An 18,137-nucleotide genomic window follows, 5' to 3' on the forward strand; every position below is an offset into this window, starting at 1 on the left:
GACCTCACAGCTGCCAGGAGCCGATGTCCGCATTGCCGGCATCACCTCCGGCCTTGCTGTCCGCGCCAAGGGAGAACACGTCGATGTCGCCGTGCGCGCCCGGGTTCTGGTACTGGTACGGATGCCCCCACGGGTCGTTCGGCAGGCGGTCCAGATAGGGGGTTGTCGGCATCGCGCCGCTGCTTTGGGGCGGCGCCACCAACGCCTGCAATCCCTGCTCGGTGCTGGGGTAGCGGCCATTGTCCAGGCGATAGAGCTTCAGCGCCTGCATCAGTGCGGCGATGTCCTGGCGTGCCGCCACCACCCGCGCCTGATCGGGACGATCCATCAGGCGCGGCACGATCAGTGCGGCAAGAATGCCGATGATCACCACCACCACCATGATCTCGATCAGGCTGAAACCGTGCTGCCGGGCCCTGCCACCACGAAGCTGTCTTGCCATTGTTCCGCCCTCGTCATCCTGGAAGGGACCGCTGCACCATGGTCAGCGGCGCATGTGTCAGTACGATAAACATCCACCTGCAATTCGCTGCTGCTCCACCCTGTCTGCGCTGGCGCCCGCCGGCGGCACGGCAGCCGACTGCAGCAGCGTTGCAGGTACCGCCGCCAACGCGCCTTCCACGCAGCGACGCAGCAGCGGGTGGCGACTGGCCTGCAGGATCCGCACGCATTGCGTCGGCGACCAGGCGCTGCCACGGCCGAAGCCGACGAAGCGGCGGTACACCTGGTGATGGCGCAGGTCATCGTGTACCCGTTGCGCGCTGTCCAGTGCCTGCACCCACAGCAGCAGAACGGCACGCTGCAGCATGCGGACATCGTCCATGTCCAGGGGCAGCGTCGCGATGGCTGCCTCCGGCCACGCCGGCAGTTGCGCATCGGTTGCGCGGCGCAGCGCCAGCAGCGGATGCGCCTCGACGTCCAGCGCCGCCCATCGCGCGGCGTCGGCCCAGGCGTCGCTGGAAAGCACCCAGACCCACGGATGCCCGTAGCGCTGTACGCACAGCGGCGCGTGCCGGGCCTGTTCCAGCGACCGGCTCAGGTGGCGATCCAGCTCGAGCATGCTGATCCTGCGACGTTCCGCCATCGACGCTGCCTGCGCTCCACGACGCGGATGCGCCGTACTCTGGAGAAGACGTCAGCAGGGCCGATGAAGCGACAGCGCGTTGCGCGTGATGTGCCGTGCGTTGCGGTTCAGCCGCTCTGTCACAGCGACGTCATGCGCCTGCAGGCATCGGCATCCAGCAGCGGAGCGATGCCGCCGCATTGTCGTGCCAGCACCATCACGTCGGGACGTCGGGCAAATGCGGACAGCAACCCGGCCGCGTCCGCGTCGGCCAGCAACGCGGCCGTGGCCTGGCGCAGTGCCGGCAACTGCCATCCGTCCATCGCAATCACCGCACCGGCCACGAACCAGTGCCACAAGCGGTGATGGATCACCTGGTCGTGCAACTGTGGCAGGCCCTGTATGCCATGCATCGCCATCAGCAGCAGACCGCGGGCCGCCATTGCCGGTGATACGCTGCCCTTCTCCGGCAGCGACAGCGCCTGCTGCAGCCTCAGCAGGGCAGCCAGCGGATGGCCCTGCGGGTCGAAATCCAGCAGCACGGACTGTTCCTGCCAATGCGGATCGGACACCACGCAGACCCAGGGCGATCCATAGCGATGCACCGTCAATGGACGCCGCTGCGTGGTCTCCAGCAATGCGGACAGGTTGCGTCGCAGGTCGAGCACACCGATGGTCTCGTTGCGCATTCCTTGGCTTCTCCTTGCATGCGGCAGCCACGCGACGCGCGTGGCCGGGGACTCTACCCCAGGACGGCGATACCGCCCGGGAAGCGACGCAGCTCCAACGACAGCGTCAACCGCAGCTGTTCCAGCGCCGCGTCCGGGTCATCGATGCGGAAGCGACCGCTGACCGGCGCACGCGCCTGTGCGCCGTCACCGAGCAGGACCCTGCCGCGGCGATAGCGATTGATCTCGTCCACCACCTCGCGCAACGGCGCGCGGCGGAACACCAGCATGCCTTCGGTCCAGGCGCTGACCTCGCCGGCCACGGCCTCGGCCACCACGCCGCTCAGGCGTTCGTCGTAGCGGGTCTGCTGTCCGGCCTGCAGCCGCAGCCGGCCCTGCGGGTGCTCGATGCGGGCGCTGCCGCGCAGGCACGTCACCCGGACGTGTCCCCCGGTATTGCGCACGTCCAGCCGGGCTGCGCCCTCATCGGCGATCACACAGCCCGGCCCCGCGTACAGTGCGAGGCGTGAACCCGCAGCGGTCTCGAATGCCGCCTGCCCCTGCTCCAGCTCGTAACCCTCGCCTCCCGCACCCATCCGGCGCCGCAGACTGCTCTGCGTATCCAGCGCCAGCGTCAACTGCGGCGTCAGCGCAAGCTGGAGGCGCTCGCCGGTGCCGGTATGGAAGTCGGCCGCCATCGCACTCACCGACGGCCACAGCCCCAACGGTGGACGGATCGCTGCCACCACGGCGAGGCTGGCGGGGGCGGCGATGGCCGCCCCCAGGAATGCACGCCGGCTCCATCGCCGTGCCAGGCCCGGTGCCTGCGGCTGGCGCGCCGCAGCCGGGACCTGCTCACCGGCCACGCGCACCTGCTCCCATTGCCGCCGCGCACGGGCAAACGCTTCGCGGTGACGCGAATCGGTCGCGCACCATTGGCGGAACCTGCGTCCGTCGGCTGCCGTGGCCTCGCCCGACGTCAGACGCACCACCCAGGCGTGGGCCTGGCGCTCCACGGCGTCGAGCGTGCGGTGCGGGCGATCATCAGGGTCCATGCGCAGTCCAGCCATGCCCGCACGCTGCGGGGTTCTGCTCGGCGTCAAAGTGTAGACGGACGCCGCCGGTCAGAACCGCACCTGCCGGTCCTGCCCGCTGCGCTCGGCCAGATAGTCCTGGGCCGCTTTCAGTTCGCGCTGCACCAGCCGCAGCGACACGCCCAGCTGCTCGGCCACGTCCCGCTGCTGCAGGCCGTCCACGCGGATCGCCAGCAGGATCCGGCGGCGGCGTTCGGGCATGCGGTGCAGCAGGCCGACCATGTCTCCGAGGGCACGATCAAGCTCCGCAGCCTGAGCCGGACCGGGGCCCGGATCGGCCATCTCCATCAGCGCGTCCACTTCTTCCAGGCTGAGCAGGCGATGGTCGGCGCGCTGCCGATCGATCACGGTGTTCATCGCCATCCGCAACAGATAGGCCGCCGGATTCTGCACCGGGTCCAGCCGGTCGCGGCGTGCGCTCAGGCGCATCCAGGTGTCCTGCAGCGCATCGCCTGCCAGCTCTTCCGAGCCCAGCTTGCGCACCAGCCGGCGCTTGAGTTCATCGTAGGCCCCCAGCAGGTGATCCATCAGGTCCACCGCCCCGGCCGTTCCGTTGCTCATGTTCGAATCCTTGAAATCATGGAAGGGGCTGCCGCCGGCCACAGTCGTGGTCGGCACGGGAGGGCTGGATCTGCAGCGTCACCGGCTGCGGCAACGCGGCGGCGTCGATGGACGGCGCCAGCCTGCCGATGGCCAGCAACAGGCGCCGATCGCGCCGGGCGTCGCCGCTGCCGACGAGCAGTTCGGCATCGTCGACATGGCCCTCGGCGGTGATGCGGAAACGCAGCGTCGCCGCGTAGCGGCCCGGCGCGAGCAGGGGGTCGTCACAGAACGCGTCGCGCAGCCGCTGCTGCAGCCCGCCAAAACGACGGCTGCGCTCGGATTCCGGCAGCAGGCCGACGGTACCGGCTGCGCGTTCGGGTTGCGCGCCCAGCCGAAGCACCACGCGCTGCGCGCCGATCACCTCGGCTTCGACGCCGGTCTCCTGCAGCAGGGTCTGCAGCGCCTGCAGCGGCGGCAGGCTGGCGTGCAGCGGGTAACTGCGCCGACCGGCAGCGAGTTCGCCGGCGTACATCACCGACCACCCGCTGCTGACGCTGAAGCGCTCCACTGCCTGCTCCAGCGGCTGCGCCGGAATGTCGTAGGCACGGACGTCGTCCTCGGCCGTGGCGACGAAGGCCAGCAGCAGCCACGCAGCGATGGCCACTCTCCATGTTCTGACCGCGTGGCGTCCATCCAGCCCCCTGACGTTGAACACATGACCCTCGGCAGCGACAGCAGCTGTGACGGAGGCAGGCGGCACGACCGGGAGGTCGCCCGCGCGCGACCGGCAAGCGGGGTCAGACCCTACCGGGGGCAGATGTCATTGCGATGACCGCCGCACCGGGGGCCGGCGCGGCGCGGCCTCAAAGCGGCAGCCGGGTGGTCTGCTTGATCCGCTGCATCGGGATCTCGGTCTTGGTGTTCTGCACCCCGGCGATCCTGTTCAGATGCCGGATCTGGAACTGGCGATACGCGTCCAGGTCGGCCACGGCCACCCGCAGCAGAAAATCGCAGTCGCCCGCCATCAGATGACATTCAAGCACTTCCGGCAGGGACTTGACGCTGTTTATGAAGTGGTTGGTGGTGTCCTCGTCCTGTCCACGCAGCCAGACCCGCACGAACACGGTGAAGCCCCGTCCAACCTTGGTCTCGTTCAGCAGCGCCACGTAGCGGTCGATGTAGCCGCCCTCCTCCAGCAGGCGGACCCGGCGCAGGCAGGCCGACGGCGAAAGACCGACCTGCCTGGCCAGCTCCAGGTTCTGCAGACGACCATCGACCTGCAGCGCCTCGAGAATCCGGCGATCAAGGTTATCGAATTGAGATTGCATTGGATTTCACCCTCATGGCCATCTGCCGCATCAGATGCGCAACATTCTCAATTGAGTGGCATCAACGCAACCCGATTTCGTGCCGTCGCCGCTAGGATGAAGCACCCCTCACTCGCTTCCGCTACATGGACGCCCAACCCTCCCTCCTTCCGCCTGATGCCCCCTGCCACGTCACGCCCCGCGCCGAGTTCCTGCGCGGCCTGCGCGCTGCCGTGCCGGTGATGATCGGCTTCGTTCCCTTCGCCCTGGTGCTCGGTGCACAGGCTGCGCAGAAGGGCCTGTCGGCGCTTGAAGTACCGCTCATGACCGGGCTCAACTTCGCCGGTGGCTCGGAGTTCGCCGCCGTCGAGCTGTGGACGTCACCTCCGCACATCGCGCTCATCGTAGCGATCACCGCGCTGGTCAACAGTCGCCATCTGTTGATGGGGGCCAGCCTGGCACCGCTGCTGCAGCACCTGCCACGCCGTCGCACGCTGCCGGCGTTGTTCTTCATGTGTGACGAAAGCTGGGCCCTGGGTGTCGCCGACGCGCGGCGGCGCATGCACGGTTTCAGCCTCGCCTACTACTTGGGCACCTCGGCCGGCCTGTATGGGGTCTGGGTGACCTGCACGACGCTGGGCGCGATCGCCGGCTCGCTGCTGGGCGACATCCATGCCTATGGATTCGACATGGCCTTCCCCGCAGTGTTCCTGGTGCTGCTGCGTGGCATGTGGCAGGGCCTGCGCGCAGCGCGGCCCTGGCTGGTCAGCCTGCTGGTGGCTGCAGGCACCTATCTGCTGGTTCCCGGCGCCTGGTACGTCGCCAGTGGTGCGCTGGCCGGGCTGGTGGCCGCCTGGCTGCTGGCGGAGGACGCGGCATGATCCAGTGGAGCTCGCTGCTCACCATCGTGCTGATGGCAGCCGTTACCTACCTCACCCGCATCATCGGCTTCCTGGCTCTGCGCAACCGCACCCTCGGCAAGCGTGCGGTGACGGTCATGGAGGCCGCGCCGGGCTGCGTGCTGATCTCGGTGATCGCCCCGGATTTCGTCGCCGACAAGCCCGCCGATCTGGCTGCGCTGGCCATCACCCTGCTGGCCGCCACCCGGCTGTCGATGCTGCCGACCGTGCTGATCGGCGTGGTCTCGGCCGGGTTGCTGCGCCATCTGCTGGGCTGATTCACGGCAGGCCGGGCGGGACCCGGCGCTGCCGATCGGTCTTCGCGCCGAGCGGGCGCGCTGCAATCAGGCGCTGCTGGCCGCGAGCAGGCACAGGCTGCGCGGCGGCAGGGTCCAGTCGCCGGTGCCGTCCTGCTCCAGCGGCGCCTCGTCGGTCTGCAGCAGTACGCGCCGGAACGACAGCGCCTGATCCGATACGCGGAACCGCTGCGGCTGGTCTCCGGCATTCAACAGCAGGGCGAGGCTGACATGCCGCCCGGGCTCACGCAGGCCGCTGTCGGGGCTTCGACCGTCCAGCACAATCAGCAGCGCGCGCAGTTCGGGGTCGTGCCAGTCCGCCTCCTCCATGCTGCGGCCGTCCGGATGCCGCCAGTCGATATCGCGCAGGCCCAGCGCTTCATCGTATTCACCGCGCAGGAACCGGTTCCTGCGCAGCAGGCCATAGCGCCGGCGCAGCGATAGTGCACGCCGCACGAATGCCACCTGCGCCTGCGCCGCCGGCTGCGAGGCACGCTCCCAGTCGATCCAGCTCAGCGGGTTGTCCTGGCAGTACGCGTTGTTGTTGCCCTGCTGCGAATGGCCGAACTCGTCGCCGGCCAGCAGCATGGGCGTGCCCTGCGACAGCAGCAGCGTGGCCAGCAGGTTGCGCATCTGCCGTGCACGCAACGAGAGGATCGCCGGATCATCGGTGTCGCCCTCCACACCGTGGTTGCTGGAAAGATTGTGCGAATGGCCATCGCGGTTGTCCTCGCCGTTGGCCTCGTTGTGGCGGTCGTTGTAGCTCACCAGATCGTGCAGAGTGAACCCGTCGTGTGCCGTTACCAGGTTGATGCTGGCCGACGGCCGCCTGCCGTGGTGTTCGAACAGGTCGGCCGAGCCGGTGAAACGGGTGGCGAACTCCGGCAGCTGCCCGCCATCGCCACGCCACAGCGCGCGCACTGTATCGCGGAAGCGGTCGTTCCATTCCGCCCAACCCGGCGGGAACTGGCCCAGCTGGTAGCCGCCCGGGCCGATGTCCCAGGGCTCGGCGATCAGCTTCACCTGGCTCAGGATCGGGTCCTGGCGTACGGCATCGAGGAAGCTGCCCGAGGCGTCGAAGCCATGGCGCTCACGGCCAAGAATGGTCGCCAGGTCGAAGCGGAAACCGTCTACCCGCATCTCGGTCACCCAGTAGCGCAGCGAGTCCATCACCATGCGCAGCGCGCCGGCATTGGTCAGGTCGAACGTGTTGCCGGTGCCGGTGTCGTTGATGTAATAGCGGCGATCATCGGCCAATCGGTAGTAGCTGGCATTGTCGATGCCCTTGAACGACAGCGTGGGGCCCAGCTCGTTGCCCTCGGCGGTGTGGTTGTAGACCACGTCCAGGATCACTTCGATGCCGGCATTGTGCAGCCGCGCGACCATCTGCTTGAACTCGGCCACGGTGCCCATCGACAGGTAACGCGGCTGCGGGGCGAAGAAGCCGATGGTGTTGTACCCCCAGTAGTTGCGCAGCCCACGCTCGAGCAGCTGCTGGTCGTCCACGTAGGCGTGCACGGGCAGCAGCTCGATGGCGGTCACACCCAGATGGCTCAGGTGGTCCACCACCGCATCATGCCGCAGTGCAGAGAAGGTGCCCCGCTCGGCCTGCGGGACATCAGGATGCTGCATGGTCAAGCCGCGCACGTGCGCTTCGTAGATCACGGTCCTGTCCCAGGCCGTTTCGGGTGCACGCTCGACACCCCAGCTGAACGCCGGATCGATCACGGCGCAGCGTGGCATGTAGCTGGCGCTGTCGCGGCGGTCGAAACTGAGATCGCCATCGCGATGGCCCAGGGTGTAGCCGAACAGGTGGGGCGCCCACTTCAGCTCGCCGACGATCTGCTTGGCGTAAGGGTCCAGCAACAGCTTGTTGGGATTGAAGCGATGCCCTTCCTCCGGCGCATACGGACCGTGCACCCGGTAGCCGTAGCGCTGCCCGGGCCTTACATCGGGCAGATAGCCGTGCCAGACCTCATTGGTGTACTCGGGCAGCGCGATGCGTTCGACCTCGCGGTTGCGCGCGTCGAACAGGCAGAGTTCGACCCGGGTGGCATGCCGCGAGTACAGCGCGAAGTTCACGCCCAGCCCGTCCCAGGTCGCACCCAGCGGGAACGGCCGGCCTTCGCGCACGCGCGAGGTCTGTGCCCACTTACGGCTCGCCATCGCTGCCCTCCTCGCCGCGCGCCGCGGCAATCTCGGCCTCCACCAGCCGCTCGGCCATGTGCCAGTGCCGCTGCTGCTGGTCGTCCGGGCGCCCTTCCGCTTCCCATATCTGGTGGGCCAAAGCCTCAATCCGCTGCCGTCGTTCCCTGCTGTCCATCCTTACCCGTCTCCTCGTTGATCCATACCGCCAGCGGGCTGCCAGCCAGAAGCCGTGCTGCATCCGCGGTTTCATTGAAATGTTCGATGCGTCCGTCCAGGAGGTTGCGCATGCGTCCTGCCGGAAGCCCGCGCAGCGTTGGGCCGGTGGCGACGTCACGCGCAACGTTCAGGCCGGGCCCGGGCATGGCGATGGGCGAGCCGCGCTGCACGATCACCAGCAGTACCTGCGTCTGGTGCCTGCGCACGAACGCCAGCCAGGGCGAGCGCGCAGGCGCGGACAGCGGCTGCAGCTCGCCGTACAGGAAAAGGTGCGGGTGCCTGCGGCGGCAATCCAGCAGCTGCCGCAGCAGGAGGGCCTTGATGCCGCCGTCCCGCCAGTCCTGCAGCAGCACGGGCCAGGAGCGCGTGTCCCGCAGCCATGCCTGCCGCGCCGGATAGTCCACGGCCCGGCGGTTGTCCGGGTCCACTAGGCTCAGGTCCCAGCCTTCGCCGCCTTGATAGAGGTCAGGCACACCGGGCAGGCAGTGCTGCAGGCACAGCTGTGCCAATCCATTGCAGGCGCCCGCCGGCGCGATGCGGGCCACGAAGGTCGCCAGCGCCTCGCGCACCGGCAGCAAGGGTGCTCCCTCCAGCAGCGCGTGCAGCCACTGCACGGCGGCGTCCTCCACTGCCACATCGGGATCGGACCAGTTGCTGATCCGTTTGCCCTCGCGCAGGGCCTTGGTCAGCCAGTCCGCCATCCTCGATGCGAAGTCGGCACCGGGGGCGCCCTGCATCGGCCACGCCGCCACCAGCGCCTGCCACAGCGCATACGCCTCGGCGCCCGGCAACGGCAGCGGCATGCCGGCCTTGGCGGCCATCCGGCTCCAGCGCCGTACAGCATCCCGCCACTCCGCCGTGCAGGTGCTGAGCACCGCCAGCCGCGCCCGGCTGTCGCTGCCCCGCTTGTGATCGTGGGTCGCCAGCGCAAGCAGTGCCTCGGGATGGCGTCGCAGGCGCCGCGCTGCATGCTGCAGCAGCTCGCGCCCCTGCATGCCCAGCCGCTGCGGATCACTGCCCACTTCGTTGCGCGAGAGCAGCCTGAAGTAGCGATAGAAGCCGGTATCCTCCACCGACTTGGCGTTCAACGGCGCGGCCAGCTGCCCGAAGCGCACGCGCAGCTCGCTTTCAGCCGGCGCCTGGCCGGGAAGTGCCTGCAGCAGCAGGTCCAGTGCCGCCCGTCCGGCACCGTCCAGCGCGGCTCGCGCGGCGGCAGCAGCGGCGACCAATGCCTTCCGCTCACCCGCGTCACGCAGCGAATACGGGCGATAGGTGCGGTAGTGCCGCAGCAGCGCGGCCAGCGCGCGCGCCAGGGCGGCCGTACCGATGTCGGCCTCGGCCAGCCGGGGCTGCAGAACCTGCTGCGCACTGCGCAGCAGGCGCTGGAAGTCGGTGTGAAGCGACTGGCGCAGCAGCATCCCGCGCGCGTCCTGCTGTATCTGGTCAAAGTCGCGCGTGTCGCCGCTCGCCGCCTGCCAGGCGCGTGAGAGCGCGGGCGCCGCTGCCGGATCGTGCAGCCACGCGCCAGCCTGGTCCATGAAGTCATAGCCGGTGGTCCCGTCGCAGGCCCACCCCTCGGGCAGCTGCTCGCCCTCGGCCAGTATCTTCTCGACGTGCAGGGTCACCGCCTCCGGATCACGGCTCCCGGCTGCGCAGGCAGCGTTGATCGCTTCGCGCAGGCGCTGCAGATAGGTGCCGGGCGACGACAGGCCATCCACATGGTCGATGCGCAGGCCATCCACCCAGCCCTCACGCACCAGCCGCAACGGCAGCGCATGCACCGCTTCGAACACGTCCTCGCGCTCCACCCGCAGCGCGGCCAGTTCGTTGATATCGAAGAAGCGCCGGTAGTTCACCTGATCGCCTGCCGTGCGCCACCACGCCAGCCGGTAGTGCTGCCGCTGCAGCAGTGCCTGCAACCGCTCGACGCTGCGGTTGCAGCGTTCGGCCCACGCCGGCCACTGCGCGGCGTCCAGGGGATGACTGCGCGGCGACAACGGCAGGACCAGCCCATGATGGCGCAACCCTGGCCGCTCATCGTCCACCCCCACCCGCAGTACGCCGTCGCGCACGGCGTCGTGCAGTGGCCGGTCCAGCACCGGCAACCATAGCCGGCCTTCGCAGCCCGGCGCCTCCCAGTCGATGTCGAACCAGCCTGCGTGGCGGCTTCGACGCCCGTGCATCAGCACATCGCTCCACCAGTGGCTGTGCGGGGATGCCGCCAGATGGTTGGGCACGATGTCCAGGATCAGACCCAGGCCGTGTGAGCGCGCCGCGGTGGCCAGCTGGCGGAAGGCCGCTTCGCCGCCCAGCTGCGGATTGATGCTGGCCGGGTCGATGCCATCGTAGCCATGTGTGGACCCCGGCACCGCAGTCGCGATCGGCGACAGGTAAAGGTGACTGACGCCCAGTGCGGCGTAATACGGCACCTGCGCTGCGGCCGCCTCAAGGTCGAAGCCTGCATGCACCTGCAGGCGCGCGGTGGCACGCAACCTCGTCATCGCCCTGCCCTGCGGCGCGTGCTGCTCAGGCGCGCCAGCCGCGCATCGGCGGCGGCACCGTCCCACGCCAGCGGCAACCGCCGGCGCCAGTTCGGATGTCCGCTGACGGTGCCTGGCAGGTTCACCTGTGCACGGCTGCCCAGCACATCTTCCAGTGGCAGCAGCGCCAGCCGCGACGCTGCATGGGCAACCAGTGACAGCGCTCCGTCCTCCACGGTCGCGCCGCCACCACCGCAGACTGCGGCCAGCGCCTGCACGTCCCGCGCGCGCGCGCGCAGTGCCGCCGGCAGGTCCTCCAGCTCACCCAGGCGGGCACGCCAGCGCAGGTCGCGCCCGCGCAGCCAGCCGGCCAGTGGTGGCAGGTCGTGGGTGGACGGCATGGCCACCGCATCGCGGCGCCACCGCGGCGCCGGCAGGAAGCGCTCGCCGTTGCGGGCGAACGGCAGCACCTCGATGCCCAGGATGCCCCGGGCTGCCAGCCGCTGGCGGATGCCCGGCGGCACCACCCCCAGGTCTTCACCGATCAGCACGCAGCGATGCCGCCACGATTCCAGCACCAGCAGATTGATCAGGTCATCGAATGGATAGCGCAGGTACACGCCCTGCCCGGCGCCAGCGCCGTGAGGCAACACCCACAGCCGCTGCAGGCCGAGGATGTGGTCGATGCGCAGGCCACCGCGGCCGGCCATCACGGCGCGCAGTACGCGGATGAACGGTGCAAAGCCCTCGCGGTGCAACGCCAACGGTGACCAGCTGGTGATGCCCCAGGCCTGGCCGAGCGGATTGAACGCATCCGGCGGCGCACCCAGTTCAAGCCCCTGCAGCAGATCGGCGCCACCGGTGCGTGCCTCGACGCCCTGCGGTGCACAGCCCACGGCCAGATCGGCAATCAATCCGATCGACGCGCCATCACTGCGCAGCGCCGCGTGCACCTGCACCCAGCCCTGCTGCGCCAGCCACTGCGCAAATGCATGGTCGTCGGCGCTCCCGGTGATCCCGTCGGCGGCATGCTGGCAATAGCGCAGCAGCGGTTCGCCCTGCGCATCGCACCAGGTCTCGATCTGCTCGCACTGTGCCGGTGCCTGCTGCCGCAGCCAGTGGCGCACCTGTCGCAGCCAGCGCCACTTCAATGCCGCCGAGTGCGGCCAGTCGATGCGGCGTGCAGCGGTGGCGGCATCAATTGCCATCGCCAGTGCCTCGTCCTGGCGCAGCACGCTGTCGGCAGCCTCCGGCAGCACCTGCGGAAGAGATACCTGCAGCGGATCGAGCCAGCGCCGGTCACTGGGCGAATAGGGGCTGTAGCCCGGGCCGGGTGGCAAGCCGGCGTGCAGCGGACTCAATGCCAGTGCATCGCCTCCATGCCGCTGCAGCAGCTCACGCCACCGTGTGCAGCCGGCGCTGTCACCGATGCCTGCATCGCCACGGGCGCGCAGACTGTAGACCTGCGCCGACAGACCCCAACCGCGCAGCATGCGCGGTGGCCACCAGGCTCGCGGCGGCGCCACCGCGACCGCCTGTTGCCGCCCGCCCTGGCGCCACTGCCAATAGCCCGGTTGATCCGGAACTCGCCAGCGCCCCTGCGCATCAGGCCGTGCTGGCAGCTCGCGCCCCTGTTCATCCACCCAGCACGCCGCCCCCGTCGCCTCCGGCATCACCAGTACCTGGCCATAGCAGGCGGTGAGCAAGCGGGCGCGCACCGGCGCACCATCGCAGTGCAGCCCTTCCAGCACCGCGCGAAGCACGTCCGGCGCGACTTCGCGCTCGACGCCGGCCACGTCGGTCCAGCGCTCCAGGAGACCTGCCCGGCGTGCGGCGTCCCGAACCGATATATCCGTCCTCATGCCGCCACCCAGCACGCAACAACACTGCCGCCTGCCGGCAGCACACCGGCAACGTCGGGACCCACAACGCGCTCGCCGGCCGGCACCGCATGCGCCACGGGCCGTGGGCCCACATTGATCGCGATCCACCATTGGCCCGATGGCAGCTGCCAACCCGCCTGCACCGCCCCCTCGCCAAGCACCCGCGCACCCAGCGACCGGGCCTGCAGCAGGCCGGGCTGCAGATAGCGTCTGCGCAGGGCCAAAAACCCGCCTGTGCAACGCAGCCATTGCTGCGACCAGGGATCATCGCCGGGCGGCGGCGTGTACGAGACCTGCAGGGTGGCCGGATCGTTCGGGTCCGGAATACGCGCACGCGAGGCGGCATCGGCGAAGGCACTGAAGCCGGAAAACTCGCGGCGACGTCCCTCGCGCACCGCCTCGTCCAGCGGCGGCGCATAGTCGGTGAAGAACAGGAACGGCGACCGCGCCTGCCACGGTTCACCCATGAACAGCAGCGGGATCATCGGCGTCAGCAGGGTCAGCGCCAGTGCCGCGCGCAGCCGCGCCGGATCCACCAGCATCGACAGGCGCTCGCCGAAGGCACGGTTGCCCACCTGGTCGTGGTTCTGCGCGAATACAACGAAACGCGCGGGCGACAGGTCGCTGCTGGGTTCGCCGCGGGGATGGCCGCCCAGATCAGGTTCACCTTGCCAGGCGAATCCTTCTGCCAGGCACCGGGCCAGCAGCGCGTCGGCGCGACCGGCGTAGGCCGCGTAATAGCCTTCCTGCTCGCCGGTCAGCATCACGTGCAGCGCGTTGTGGAAGTCGTCGTTCCATTGCCCCTGATAGGCACCGCGCAGCCACCGCGCCTGGTTGCGTTCGTTCTCCAGCACCAGGTGCGCGTGCGGCACCTCCGCGCGCACCTCATCGGCCAGCTGCTGCAGGAAGCGGTCATCGTCGATGGCGTGCACCGCGTCCAGGCGCAGCCCATCGAAGCCATAGTCGCGCAACCACATCAGCGCATTGTCGATGAAGAAGCGCCGCACCCAGGGCTGGCGGAAGTCGATCGCCTCACCCCAGGGGGTGCTGCGATCGTCACGGAAGAACGCCCGCGCGTAGTCACGCAGAGGGTTGCCCTGCGGTCCGAAGTGGTTGTAGACCACATCCAGCAGCACCGACAGTCCGGCATCATGCGCCGCGTCGATGAAGGCCTTCAGCGCTGCCGGCCCGCCGTAGACATGGGCCGGTGCGTAAGGGAACACACCGTCGTAGCCCCAGTTGCGCCGGCCGGGAAACTGCGCAACCGGCATCAGCTCGATGGCGGTGATGCCCGTTGCGGCCAGCATCGGCAGCTGCGCGGTCAGTGCATCAAGGCCGCCGCCTGCCTCGATGTGCACTTCATAGATGACCAGGTCCTGCCAGGCGGGCCCTTGCCACGTGGCCTGCGCCCTGCCCGTGTCCAGCACCACGGCGCTGTCGCCATCGACGCCGTCCCGCTGCCAGCGCGAGGCCGGATCTGGCACGTCCTGGCCTGAAGGGAGGCGGAACCGGTACCGGTCGCCATGCGATGCCTGTGTCCGCAGCCAGTGGCAACCGTCCGGCTCGCGTTGCATCGGCCGCAGCGCACCCTGCAGGCACAGCGTCATCGTGTCTGCGTCCGGCGCCCACACACGGAACTCCACCCCCTCACCGGCCGCACGCCAAGCGCCCAGACGCGGGGACGCTGTGGTCATGCATCAACCTGCAGGTACAGCGTGGACAGCGGCGGCAGGGTCAGCCGCAGCGACTGGGCGTGGCCATGCATCGGCCTTGGCTCGGTCTGCACCGCTCCGAGGTTGCCCGCATTGCCGCCGTTGTAATGCGCGCTGTCGGTGTTGAGGCGTTCCGTCCAGCGCCCCGGTTGCGGCACGCCAACCCGGTAACCCTCGCGCAGCACCGGGGTAAAGTTGCTCACCACCAGCAGGGTGCGGCCGCTGCCGGCAGGATCCCGGCGGATGAAGGCATACACGCTGTTGCGGCTGTCATCGGCCACGCTCCAGTCGAAACCGCGTTCATCGCGCTCGTCACGATGCAGCGCGGGTTCGGAGCGGAGCACGGCATTGAGGTCGCCCACCAGACGCGACAGGCCCCGGCCCTCACTGCTGGTCGCCTGTTCCCAGTCCAGTGCTGCATCGTGCGACCACTCATGTCCCTGGCCGAACTCGCCGCCCATGAACAGCAGTTTGCTGCCCGGGTGCGCCCACATGAAGCCGTAATATGCACGAAGCTGGGCCAGCCGCTGCGCCGGTTCGCCTGCCATCTTGGCCAGCAGCGCGCCCTTGCCATGCACCACCTCGTCATGCGACAGCGGAAGCACGAAGCGTTCGGAGAAGGCGTAGACCAGGCCGAAGCTGATCTCGCTGTGGTGATGCTGGCGATGGACAGGATCGCGCCCCAGGTACTGCAGGGTGTCGTGCATCCAGCCCATGTTCCATTTGTGGGTGAAGCCAAGCCCGCCCTCCTCCACCGGCGCGGTCACCCCCGGCCACGCGGTGGATTCCTCGGCAATCACCAACACGTCCGGGAAGCGCTCACGCAGGGTCTGGTTCATCCGCCTCAGGAAGGCGACCGCCTGCAGGTTCTCTCGCCCGCCCTGCTCGTTGGGTATCCACTCACCGTCAGCACGGCTGTAATCCCGGTACAGCATGGACGCCACTGCGTCCACGCGCAGTCCGTCGATGTGGAACCGCTCCACCCACTCCAAGGCACTACCGATCAGGTAAGCGGCCACTTCGTTGCGGCCATAGTTGTAGATCAGCGTGTCCCAGTCGGCGTGCACCCCTTCGCGCGGGTCGGCATGCTCGTACAACGCGGTTCCGTCGAAACCGGCCAGGCCATGCGCGTCGTTGGGGAAGTGTGCGCTCACCCAGTCCACGATCACCCCCACTCCGGCCTGGTGACAGCGATCCACGAAGCGCGCGAAGGCGTGCGGCGTCCCATGGCGTGCCGTCGGTGCGTAGATCCCCAGCGGCTGATAGCCCCAGGAACCGCCGAAGGGATGCTCGCTGACCGGCAGCAGTTCGATGTGGGTGAAGCCGAGTCCGGCCACGTACGGAATCAGCCGGTCGGCCAGCGCATCCCAGTCCAGCGGTGCGCCATCATCGCCGCGCTGCCAGGAGCCCGCATGTACCTCGTAGATGGACAGCGGCGCGCCGGCGCCCGTCTGGCGCCGGGCCGCCCTCCAACCCTCGTCATGCCACTGCATCGGCGCCGCCGAAGGCACGCGTGAGGCGGTGGCCGGTGGCAGTTCGGCCCAGCGCGCCATCGGGTCGAACTTGTCGGGCATCACCTGGCCATCAGCCCCGACAATGCGGAACTTGTAGCGGGCACCGGCCTGCACGCCGGGCAGGAACAGTTCCCACACGCCAGCCGCATGGCGCAGCCGCATCGGATGGCGTCGGCCATCCCATCCGTTGAAATCGCCGACCACGGCGACCCGCCGCGCATTGGGCGCCCACACCGCGAACCTCACGCCGGCGATCCCCTGCACCTGCATCGGGACCGCGCCCAGCTGGCGCGCCGCATCGGCATCACCGGCATGGAAGCGTTGCAGCAGCGCTTCGTCCAGCAGCGGGCCGAAGGCATAGGCATCGTGCACCTGCTCCACACCCTGCTCGAAATGCAGGGCAAGCAGCGGCACCGCCGCTTCACCGGCGGCGCCCTCGAACAGGCCGGGCAAGGGGCCCGGGTGCAGATCCCAGCGTCGCCCGTCTTCTCCGATCACCTCGACGCGCTGCGCGTGCGGCACCAGCACGCGCAACCGCCGTTCACCCTCGCGCTGGCGGTGCGGGCCCAGCCAGGCAAATGCATCTGCCGGGCGGGCATGGACGAGGTCCTCCAGCGCCGGCGCGATGCGGTGATCCAGTGCTGTGTCAGCGGTAGTGTCGTCCTCGAGGGCGGCCAGATGCGTGCTGTCGTGGCTCATGCGGCCACCTGGCAGGTCTGCTGGTACAGCGCCAGATAGGCTCGCCCGGCCGCATCCCAGCCGCCCGGCCGCAGCATGGCGGCGCGGCGCATGGCCTGCAGCAGGCCTGGCAGACGGAAGGTGCGCATCGCCCGCTCCACGCAACGGCGCAGGCCATCGGCATTGGCACCGTGGAACAGGAAACCGGTCACGCCATCCTCGACGGTGTCCACCAGCCCGCCCGTCGCATGCGCGACCGGCAGGCAGCCGAAGCGCTGCGCGTACATCTGGCTGAGCCCGCAGGGTTCAAAACGCGAAGGCATCAGCAGGAAGTCGGCGCCGGCGAACATCTGGCGCGCCAGCGCTTCCTCGAACCCGATGAATGCGCCCACCCGCCCCGGGTAGCGCCGGGCCAGCGCCTGCACCTGTGCTTCCACCTGCGGCTCGCCGCCGCCGATGACGACCAGCTGCCCCCCGGCCGCGACGATCTGTGGCGCCACGTCACAGGTGATGTCCAGCCCCTTCTGGTGCACCAGGCGGGAAACCACCGCGAACAGCGGGCCGGTCGAGGGCGCCAGGCCGAACGCCCTGCGCACCGCATGTGCGTTGGTCGCGCGTCCGGTCCATTCGCCGATGCCGAAGTGCGCCTTGAGGTGGATGTCGCGTCGCGGATCCCAGCTGGCGTCGATGCCGTTGACGATGCCGCTCAGGTGACCGCCGGCGGCGCGCCGGGCCAGCAGGTCATGCAGTCCGCATCCATCATCCGGGGCGGTGATCTGCTGTGCATAGCGCAGGCTGACTGTGTTCAGCCGCGTGGCATTGGTGATGCCGCCCTGCAGGAATGACATCTGTCCGTGGAAGTGCAGTTCATCCAGGTGCGCGGCCGGTACGCCCAGCACCGGCGCAAGCGCATACGGGAACAGGCCCTGGTAGGCCAGGTTGTGGATCGTCAGCAGCGTCGGTACGGCCGTCCGGTCCCAACGCACGTAGGCGGCGGCCATGGCCACCGGCCAGTCATTCAGGTGCAGCAGCTGCGGTGACCAGTCCAGCCCGGCACGCCCGGCCGCAATCTCCGCAGCCGCGTGTGACAGCGTGGCGAAGCGAACCGCGTTGTCCTTCCACTCCTGTCCCTGCCCATCCACGTAGGGCGAGCCTTCCCGCTCATACAGCTCAGGCGAGAGCAGCACGTAGATCGGCAGGCCGTCGGCCTGCACCGCCATGCCGATGGTGCACGCAGGCAGGCCGGCTCTTTGGCTGACCTGCCCCACCGCCCGCAGCTGCGGCAGGCGCTGCAGCACCTCCGGGTAGCCGGGAAGCAGCACGCGCGAATCACACGCGCCGCGCACCGCGCGTGGCAGGGCCGCGGCCACATCGCCCAGGCCTCCCGCCTTGACGAAGTCGGCCATTTCGGTCGCGACAAACAGCACGCGCTGTACCAGTTCCGGCAACTTCAACGGCTGTGAGTGGCCCCGGCGGGTCCCGATGGGTACAGGTGCACCGGGAGGCGTCGCAACGGGTGAAGCGGACTGGACGACGCGGGCCATGGCGATGATCTCGGAAGTGTTCAGGCAGACGGACGCCAACGGCGCCCGGACGGGCGCTGAAGCGGAGAGGGAAGTCGACGCAGAACGTGGGG

Annotated in this window: 16 protein-coding genes; 2 read left to right on the forward strand and 14 right to left on the reverse strand. The window is 69.1% G+C overall.

Translation table 11 applies throughout. The features are described from left to right. Nucleotides 1-4: 4 nt before the first annotated feature. The 7 genes from gspG to N5J29_RS01945 form a co-directional block, all read right to left on the reverse strand. Nucleotides 5-442 carry a type II secretion system major pseudopilin GspG gene (gene gspG, locus N5J29_RS01915; protein WP_065176116.1) on the reverse strand — a complete coding sequence of 146 codons (438 nt, stop codon included), beginning with the start codon at nt 440-442 and terminating at the stop codon, nt 5-7. Nucleotides 443-499: 57 nt separating this feature from the next. Further along, nucleotides 500-1,060 carry a hypothetical protein gene (locus N5J29_RS01920; RefSeq protein WP_231107809.1) on the reverse strand — a complete coding sequence of 187 codons (561 nt, stop codon included), beginning with the start codon at nt 1,058-1,060 and terminating at the stop codon, nt 500-502. 143 nt (nt 1,061-1,203) lie between these two features. Next, on the reverse strand, nt 1,204-1,752 hold the full coding sequence (locus N5J29_RS01925; RefSeq protein WP_164152858.1) for a hypothetical protein: 549 nt from the start codon (nt 1,750-1,752) through the stop codon (nt 1,204-1,206). Nucleotides 1,753-1,805: 53 nt separating this feature from the next. Further along, nucleotides 1,806-2,786 carry a DUF4880 domain-containing protein gene (locus N5J29_RS01930; RefSeq protein WP_343238170.1) on the reverse strand — a complete coding sequence of 327 codons (981 nt, stop codon included), beginning with the start codon at nt 2,784-2,786 and terminating at the stop codon, nt 1,806-1,808. Between the two features lie 69 nt (nt 2,787-2,855). Then, on the reverse strand, nt 2,856-3,386 hold the full coding sequence (locus tag N5J29_RS01935) for a sigma-70 family RNA polymerase sigma factor (RefSeq protein ID WP_164152861.1): 531 nt from the start codon (nt 3,384-3,386) through the stop codon (nt 2,856-2,858). Nucleotides 3,387-3,402: 16 nt separating this feature from the next. Then, on the reverse strand, nt 3,403-4,083 hold the full coding sequence (locus N5J29_RS01940) for a TonB-dependent receptor (RefSeq protein ID WP_053516350.1): 681 nt from the start codon (nt 4,081-4,083) through the stop codon (nt 3,403-3,405). Between the two features lie 148 nt (nt 4,084-4,231). Further along, nucleotides 4,232-4,696: an Lrp/AsnC family transcriptional regulator gene (locus N5J29_RS01945; RefSeq protein WP_164152863.1), complete on the reverse strand. Its 465-nt coding sequence runs from the start codon at nt 4,694-4,696 to the stop codon at nt 4,232-4,234. 125 nt (nt 4,697-4,821) lie between these two features. On the opposite strand from N5J29_RS01945, the gene N5J29_RS01950 reads away from it, so the two are divergent. Next, nucleotides 4,822-5,556: an AzlC family ABC transporter permease gene (locus N5J29_RS01950; protein WP_164152865.1), complete on the forward strand. Its 735-nt coding sequence runs from the start codon at nt 4,822-4,824 to the stop codon at nt 5,554-5,556. Continuing rightward, a complete protein-coding gene (locus tag N5J29_RS01955; RefSeq protein ID WP_053516356.1) occupies nt 5,553-5,852 on the forward strand; it encodes an AzlD family protein in 300 nt (99 codons plus the stop codon). The genes N5J29_RS01950 and N5J29_RS01955 overlap by 4 nt, the downstream gene beginning before the upstream one ends. Before the next feature lie 66 nt (nt 5,853-5,918). Here the strand turns inward: N5J29_RS01955 and glgX are convergent, their stop codons facing one another. Genes glgX through glgA form a run of 7 tightly spaced genes read right to left on the reverse strand, consistent with a single transcriptional unit; the run spans nt 5,919 to nt 18,045 of the window. Next, nucleotides 5,919-8,036 carry a glycogen debranching protein GlgX gene (glgX, locus tag N5J29_RS01960; protein ID WP_164152867.1) on the reverse strand — a complete coding sequence of 706 codons (2,118 nt, stop codon included), beginning with the start codon at nt 8,034-8,036 and terminating at the stop codon, nt 5,919-5,921. After that, entirely contained in the window at nt 8,023-8,193 is a 171-nt protein-coding gene (locus N5J29_RS01965; protein ID WP_080375226.1) for a DUF2934 domain-containing protein, read from the reverse strand. Before N5J29_RS01965 ends, glgX begins: the two co-directional genes overlap by 14 nt. Further along, on the reverse strand, nt 8,162-10,735 hold the full coding sequence (gene treY / locus N5J29_RS01970) for a malto-oligosyltrehalose synthase (protein ID WP_164152868.1): 2,574 nt from the start codon (nt 10,733-10,735) through the stop codon (nt 8,162-8,164). Before treY ends, N5J29_RS01965 begins: the two co-directional genes overlap by 32 nt. Next, a complete protein-coding gene (locus N5J29_RS01975; protein WP_164152869.1) occupies nt 10,732-12,576 on the reverse strand; it encodes a 4-alpha-glucanotransferase in 1,845 nt (614 codons plus the stop codon). The genes treY and N5J29_RS01975 overlap by 4 nt, the downstream gene beginning before the upstream one ends. Next, complete coding sequence (gene treZ / locus N5J29_RS01980) at nt 12,573-14,291, reverse strand: malto-oligosyltrehalose trehalohydrolase (RefSeq protein WP_164152870.1); 1,719 nt, start codon at nt 14,289-14,291, stop codon at nt 12,573-12,575. The genes N5J29_RS01975 and treZ overlap by 4 nt, the downstream gene beginning before the upstream one ends. Next, a complete protein-coding gene (locus N5J29_RS01985; RefSeq protein ID WP_164152871.1) occupies nt 14,288-16,522 on the reverse strand; it encodes a 1,4-alpha-glucan branching enzyme in 2,235 nt (744 codons plus the stop codon). The genes treZ and N5J29_RS01985 overlap by 4 nt, the downstream gene beginning before the upstream one ends. Beyond that, complete coding sequence (gene glgA / locus N5J29_RS01990; RefSeq protein WP_164152872.1) at nt 16,519-18,045, reverse strand: glycogen synthase GlgA; 1,527 nt, start codon at nt 18,043-18,045, stop codon at nt 16,519-16,521. The genes N5J29_RS01985 and glgA overlap by 4 nt, the downstream gene beginning before the upstream one ends. Between the last annotated feature and the right edge of the window lie 92 nt (nt 18,046-18,137).

Source organism: Stenotrophomonas sp. GD03680 (assembly GCF_029844625.1).
Lineage (GTDB): Bacteria > Pseudomonadota > Gammaproteobacteria > Xanthomonadales > Xanthomonadaceae > Stenotrophomonas > Stenotrophomonas maltophilia_P.